This is a genomic window from Nodularia sp. UHCC 0506, from assembly GCF_034931045.1.
Taxonomy (GTDB): Bacteria; Cyanobacteriota; Cyanobacteriia; order Cyanobacteriales; family Nostocaceae; genus Nodularia.
In genome coordinates this window covers 3,063-9,384 of the sequence record NZ_JAYGHH010000084.1, presented here as the reverse complement: position 1 = coordinate 9,384, position 6,322 = coordinate 3,063, and the positions used below count along the sequence as shown (strand labels likewise).

Annotated in this window: 3 protein-coding genes; all 3 read right to left on the bottom strand. The window is 42.5% G+C overall.

Going from position 1 to position 6,322, the window contains the following annotated elements:
* Positions 1 to 221 precede the first annotated feature (221 nt).
* Positions 222 to 3,794, bottom strand: a complete 3,573-nt coding sequence (locus tag VB654_RS24660; RefSeq protein ID WP_323216470.1) for a plasmid replication protein, CyRepA1 family — start codon at positions 3,792 to 3,794, stop codon at positions 222 to 224.
* On the bottom strand, positions 3,791 to 3,967 hold the full coding sequence (locus VB654_RS24655) for a hypothetical protein (protein WP_323216469.1): 177 nt from the start codon (positions 3,965 to 3,967) through the stop codon (positions 3,791 to 3,793). Before VB654_RS24655 ends, VB654_RS24660 begins: the two co-directional genes overlap by 4 nt.
* A gap of 660 nt (positions 3,968 to 4,627) precedes the next feature.
* Positions 4,628 to 6,049 (bottom strand): NB-ARC domain-containing protein, encoded by a 1,422-nt coding sequence (locus tag VB654_RS24650; protein ID WP_323216468.1) that lies wholly within the window; start codon positions 6,047 to 6,049, stop codon positions 4,628 to 4,630.
* Between the last annotated feature and the right edge of the window lie 273 nt (positions 6,050 to 6,322).

Genomic DNA, 6,322 nt, shown 5'->3' with positions numbered 1-6,322 from the left:
GGACAATTAGTGGGAGCAAAACAATTCAAACTTATTTCTTCTTCATTTTGCATTTTGCATTTTGCATTTTGAATTCCCGTAGGTAAGACCGCCAAATCAAAGATTATGGCGGGGGCTTGTACCCAGAATTAATCAATTTCAAAATTTTATTTCTTCTTCATTTTGCATTTTGAATTTTGAATTTTGAATTCAAAAAAGGTCAATATTCTCCAAAGTGATATTTATCCCTCCATAGGCAACACCGCTTCAGATAGCCACTGGTAAAATTCTGGAACTGCGGCCTCGACTTGCCGCAATTCATCTAGAGCGATCGCTTCCAATTCCAGCACCGTCTGCCAGCGCCAATCCTCATTCCAGCGTTTGAGGATGTTTTTAATCGCATCTATGCCCTGCTTGATCCCAGAACGAAGTATTTCCACACGATGGAGTAGGGTAGTGCGGTCAGTTGGCGGTGGCTCTAGTTCGGTAGTATCCCCCCCCTTCACTAAGGGGTTCCCTATAGCATTATGGGGGGGGGTGGATACGGGGGATTGATAAGAAGCAGGGGAGCAGGGAGCAGGGAGCGGGGGGGAGTTGGAAATTACTTTACACGGATGGTTTAACGACCTTTCCTCTTCTCCCCTGCCCCCTGCCCCCTGCCCCTTGTCCTTTTGTCTTCTGTTTTGGCGATGAGCCATGACTGCCTGAGCAAATTCCAATTCCGACTTTGATAACGAGTAAATTTTTACTTGTTGACCGCGTGGCCCCTGCTTGCGGCAGGACAACTTTAGCCCCAGCTGCTCAAGTAAAGTGGCCAGCAGCCATATCGGTTCAGACTCACTGGGGACAGTAAAGCCAAGAATGGCTTTGATATGAGCAGCGCAATCGTTGGCGATCGCTCTCATCCTGAGTAAGTTTGGATCTGTGGCCTTAACTTCTTCGCCGGCAGTTAAACGCTGGAGAATGTGATGTAAACCCAAATTAAATCTCGCCAACCACTTTGCGGAGTAGTTGCCCCAGTCGATACACAAAGGTAAATTGTCCCGTTCGGTACGGTCTTTGCTGGTAACAATTGTGGGTGGGGTAGGGTATTGCCTCCCAGTTTTGGGGTCAACAATTGTGTCCTCTGGTTCTAATAAAATTGCTTCGAGAGAGGCGATCGCTCTAATTAATCTCCCGCCTTCATCTTTTTCCACTAATTCCGGGGTGACATCCATACCGTAGGAATCCTGAATGCGAAACTTTTCACATTCAAAAACTTCTTCGGGTTTCAGATAATCTTTACTTTGACGGGCGCGGTACTCACTAGCTGAAATATTACGAGCCTTGGCAATAGCCGAGTGATAGGCAGTGTCCAAAGCTGCGGCAGCTTTTTTCAACTGCTCGGTGGCTTTGGGATCATCGTCACTACCGACAGATATAAAGGTATTACCCATTTCGGTGAGAAGCGATCGCAAATCATCGCGCAGGTTATTGATAGATCGACTACGGTTGGCTTGAATTTGACAGTAAGCTTCCAGCGCCCAATCTTTCTCCGCGCCCCGCTTTCCAGTTTCACGGTCAATTCGCAAGAGAAAAGCAGTCATTTCATTAGTTTGGAGCAGTCGTTCTTTAATCTTGGTGGCGTTAGTATCTTTGTAGCCAAAGGGAGGGCGAGGGGCTACCCAAACGTGAAACGGGACTTTGGGACGATAGCGGTACAGCTGTTGGGCGCATTCGGTAGCAGTTTGGCTGACACCGTGAAATACACCAAACACTAAATCGAAATGATACTGGGAGATATCTACACCAGTTCCCAAGCTGGGGGAGGTGAACAAGGCATCGAGGGATTTAACGGCGTTGGTGATATCCTTAATGAAAGCGATATTTTCTTCACTGCCAGAGTTATCCGAGTGGATAGACCAGATTTTGAAGGGTGTAGGAGACTCGTCAGAGTTAGAAGATTCTTCAACCTTAACTAACAATGATTTTTCCAGTTTCTTAATGAAACGCTTAGAGTCAGAAACCACCATGATTTTCTGTCCGGACATCAGCGCCGCCGAGATTTGGGCGACTAGGGCGCTGGAACTATGACCTTCATACCAGTAAATAGTGCGATCGCCATTTCTCCACTCGTTTTTGACGATGTAAGGAATTTCTCCCTCTGGTCGCATGGCGCGGAAAAAGTCCACTGTCAGGTCATCCATGTGAGCATCAGCGATGACCACCAGTGGGGCATTGTATACAATATATTGCAGTACCTCTAGTATGGCGGCGCGGTGTTCTTTGCAAGTCTTACTGTGCAGTAGATGAACCAAGTATTGGCAAGCCTCATCAATAAATACGCAGCCGTAGGTTAAAGCTTGTGTATTCAGTTTATGTAAGCTGTCAATGGTGATACTAAGGGCTGTAGCTTTAGTTAACCCCACATAGCCAAGTTCTGAATACATTGCCGTCTGCAAGCGTTCGGCTAGATTTTTCAGGAGGTTGACACGATGCCCGTTGTTGAGGAATCGCGTATTTGGGTTTTGGTCACGCCACCAGCGCATGAGTTCAGTTTTTCCCGTACCCATGTCACTCCACAACGCCACCAGCCCTGATTTGGGAAAGCGGAAAGAAGCAGGGGGACGGAGAGCCGGGAGCGGGGGTGAGTTGGAAGTTACTTTATACAGAGGGTTGTTTAACGACCCTTCCTGTTCTCCCCAGTCCCCAGCCCCCAGCCCCCTTTCTTCTTCTCCCCTGCTCCCTGCTCCCTGCCCCCCTGCCTCTTCTTCCCTTGGTAGTTCCCGAAGATAAAGAGCTTGAGATAAATATTTAACGTTGACTGTCACATCGGGCTTGTACTTGCTCAAACCCCACTTTCTCTTGTGGTATGAACGCTGGTAATCTTGAAGTGATTTGGCATCATCAACGATCGCACTCAGTAATGTATTGGCATCTTTGCCCCGACCAACCACGAAATCATCAACACCTTTCTCTGGACCTGGTAGTGAGGCAACTTCACAAGTACAACCTGCCGCCTCAATCGCTTTGCCAGTGCGAACAGTTGCTTGGTACACTGACCAACGTGTTTTATCACTGGTTTCGTGGTCGAATAAAATAATGAACTTGCGTCCCGCTTGAGCTAGTGGCACTAAGTCAGGGTGCAAACGTTCATCGAAATCCTGTTTACCGACACGCCCGTTCCAAATTCCAGGCAGTGCGATCGCCACAAACCCCAAACTCAGCAAACAAGCGGCTTTCTTCTCACCCTCGCATAAGATAATGGGAATCTCTGAGCGCCGCTTCATCCATTCCCAGAACAGGAGTGGACTGACTTGATCTAGTAAGCGCAGTGTTAAAAGTGAATGATACCGCTTAATGTTGTAACGCTTTGCAATTTTATCCCAAATACAGTTAGCAACATCGAAGTAGGTAACTCTGTTTGCTGTTTTTGGGGGTGATTCGTACTTAACTGGCTTACCTTTTTGCCAATCAATGCGGGGGAAGTTCGGCTTAATCCGTCCCCAGTCCATTGGTTGCCAATTTTTGAACGGGTCAAGGGACTTAATCCATATCCCACCTAATAGCAAATGCTGATACCGCTTAATGTATCCTTCTGTGACTCGTCCGGCATTTTTGCGGGGGATTTTGTCGGAGATAAACAAGTAATCGTAAATTGATTCTCCCTCAAGGTGAAAGAAGTTGCCCTCAATCAATGCCGGGTGAATGGCGCTACCTACTGCTAACTCATGGTACTCAGCCGCAAGTAAATCATTGGGATATTGGGCTTCACCTGGGTCACGGGGAAGTTTGGGACTTGGTAGATTTTTTTGAGAAGCATCGAGGTAAGTCATGATTCGCTGCCTCCAGCCCTCAGCCCCCTTTCTTCTTCTGTGACTGGCTGCCTGACAAAGAGCGCTATTTCAAAGCTTTTGAGCCATTCTGCTAAGGTTTGAGGTATTGGATTTATCCCCAATGCCTGTTGATCTACACCTAGCTCTAGTATTGGATATTCGTGATTTAACACGGTAAATTCCCCTGATTTCTTGGTTTACAAGCCTCAGAGGGGGTTGATTGCGCTACTACGGCTTTTGTCTATGAAATTGGAAATTTTTCTTAATTAAACTTAATGTTTTTTAATTTTTCGTAATTTCAATAGCCAAATTGCCACAAGAAATTGGTACATTCGTGTGGCTTCTCATATAATATGAGAAGTAGCGCGGATTCAATCTCGTTTAACCAGTCAGTGGAAAAGTCGCCAAACTTTTTAGTTACCACTGTCCTTGGTTTGTTGGAGATCACCCCGCTTTGAGGTTATTCGATTTCAGTTTGAGGACGAAGCGACACTTCTTAGTGCGTTTTGTCCTTTAAACTTTTGGCATTGTTTGTTCCCTCCTTTTTGCTTTAGCTTGATCTTACAAAACTTCTGTACATCTGGTATCTTTTTTTCTTTGACTTGAAACCTCCACGTTTGTTAAGAATTCTTAAGAAGAGTAATCTGAGGGGTGTGATTACCCTGTACTCGTGCAGAACCTACTTCGGAGGCTGAGAGCAAAACTTGAATATGGGCTGAAGCAGAACTGAGTATCAATTGCTGCTACCCATTTTCGATAATGACTAGTGGGAGTTTTAAATATATCTTTGGAGTTAAATTTCACTTTAAATTTATCTTTATTCATAATTACCTCTAGGATGCCATTTTCAAGTTTGAAGGATTAGAGTCATTTATTAGGTTTCGCGTATCTGTAGTAACATACTTTTTGATGACTGGTTGAAGAGTAAAACTAATTTCCTGAGTAACTGGGTTTTTTACAGTTTCGATTAATGACATTTTTTCAAGAATTTCTAATGCTTTGACTACATCTAAAGTTGATATAATATTTTTGCGTTTAAAGTTATTCAAAATTGTCGTGATACTAATTAATTCTGAACCACCCACTACTTTTTCTGCTAAATAAATCAGAATTTGTTTGTGAATGTTTTGTAATACCTGTCCAACTATTTCGTTAAGTATATTTTCCAGCTTTTTGCTGACAAGAGTAGTTGGATTCTCAAAAAATATTTCTGTACTACCAAACAGATGATAAATTCGGTCAATTACGGCTGCTAATTCCGAAGGATTACCACGATAAGTTTGAATTAATTGATGACATTTTTTGGGGTCAGTCAATCCTCTATCAAACAGAAATTGCATGGATGCGTTTGTATCTAGACCTTCAAGTTTTAAGAATTGAAAAGGTCTTTTCGCATTGAGTAAATCATCAAGCTCATCGAGTAAAACTCGACTAGTTAATATCAAACAGCTTTGATGAGTTTCTTCTACTACACGGCGGATAAAAAACAAATAATCTAATTTCTGCTCAAAATTTTGCCCTAACAGTTCTAAGTCATCTAAGACAATCAAGCAACGTTTTTTTTGGAAATATTTGAGCAAGTGTGTAATACTTGCTTGTGTATAATGTGTCTGAACAAACTCAGGGTCTAAAATTTCTAATAATTCTGTTACCAAATCTTCAATTGGTGGTATGTGAGCCACTGATTTCCAGATTAAATAATCAAATCCTAAATTTTTATTGGTACTAATATCTGTAATTAATTTTGCTGCTAATGAACTTTTACCAATACCTGCAACTCCTACAATTGAGACACAGTGCTGTTTTATAATTAATTCTTTGAGTAAAATTAGTTCTGCTTCTCGGCCATAAAAGCTAGAAACATCAGGTATTTGACTCCCCTTGATTGCATCTTGACTCATGAAAGCTTCTAAACAAGTTCGCAAATTTCGTTTGCACACTTGTTCGCCATTGCCCATAATTTCTGTGAGGACATCAAATAATATTGTTGCTACTCTACGTTGCAAGTAATTTTGGCTGTAAGATGAGTTTTCAGACATTTTTTCGTAGTTTTGCCCATCCCAAGCACCTCTGACAACAGTGATTTCTGGATCAGATAAGGGTTTTCCCCGTGCTTTGGAAACTAGTTCATTCAAAACATTTAAACCTTCCTCCAAAGTTAATTTTTGTAAATTATCCTCTGTATATTGAGAAAATGATTGTATATTACATGACTTCATCAGTGAATTTTGTTGTGAAGAAGCACTATAATCCATAAATTCCCAGCTATTACTGTGAGAGTGTGTCTTAGATGAAATGATACTGTATATGTGACTTTTTATCCACTATATTTGGATGGTAACTTACAAATGCCGTTATTTCTAGCTTAAGTTAGATTAATCATCAAATAATGCAGTTAATATCTAGCTATATTGAAGAATATAATTAGGATGGGATGTCAGGGTTCTCTAGTTGAGAGCAAGAGTTAAAGTTCCTACCTTGGGATGCTTACTAGTCCTAAGCTCTAGAACCAGACGATTAAACAGGCT

Bases quoted from the DNA above. Each gene is read 5' to 3' on its own strand.
- VB654_RS24660 (WP_323216470.1), bottom strand. From the start codon at position 3,794: ATGACTTACCTCGATGCTTCTCAAAAAAATCTACCAAGTCCCAAACTT.
- VB654_RS24650 (WP_323216468.1), bottom strand. From the start codon at position 6,049: ATGGATTATAGTGCTTCTTCACAACAAAATTCACTGATGAAGTCATGT.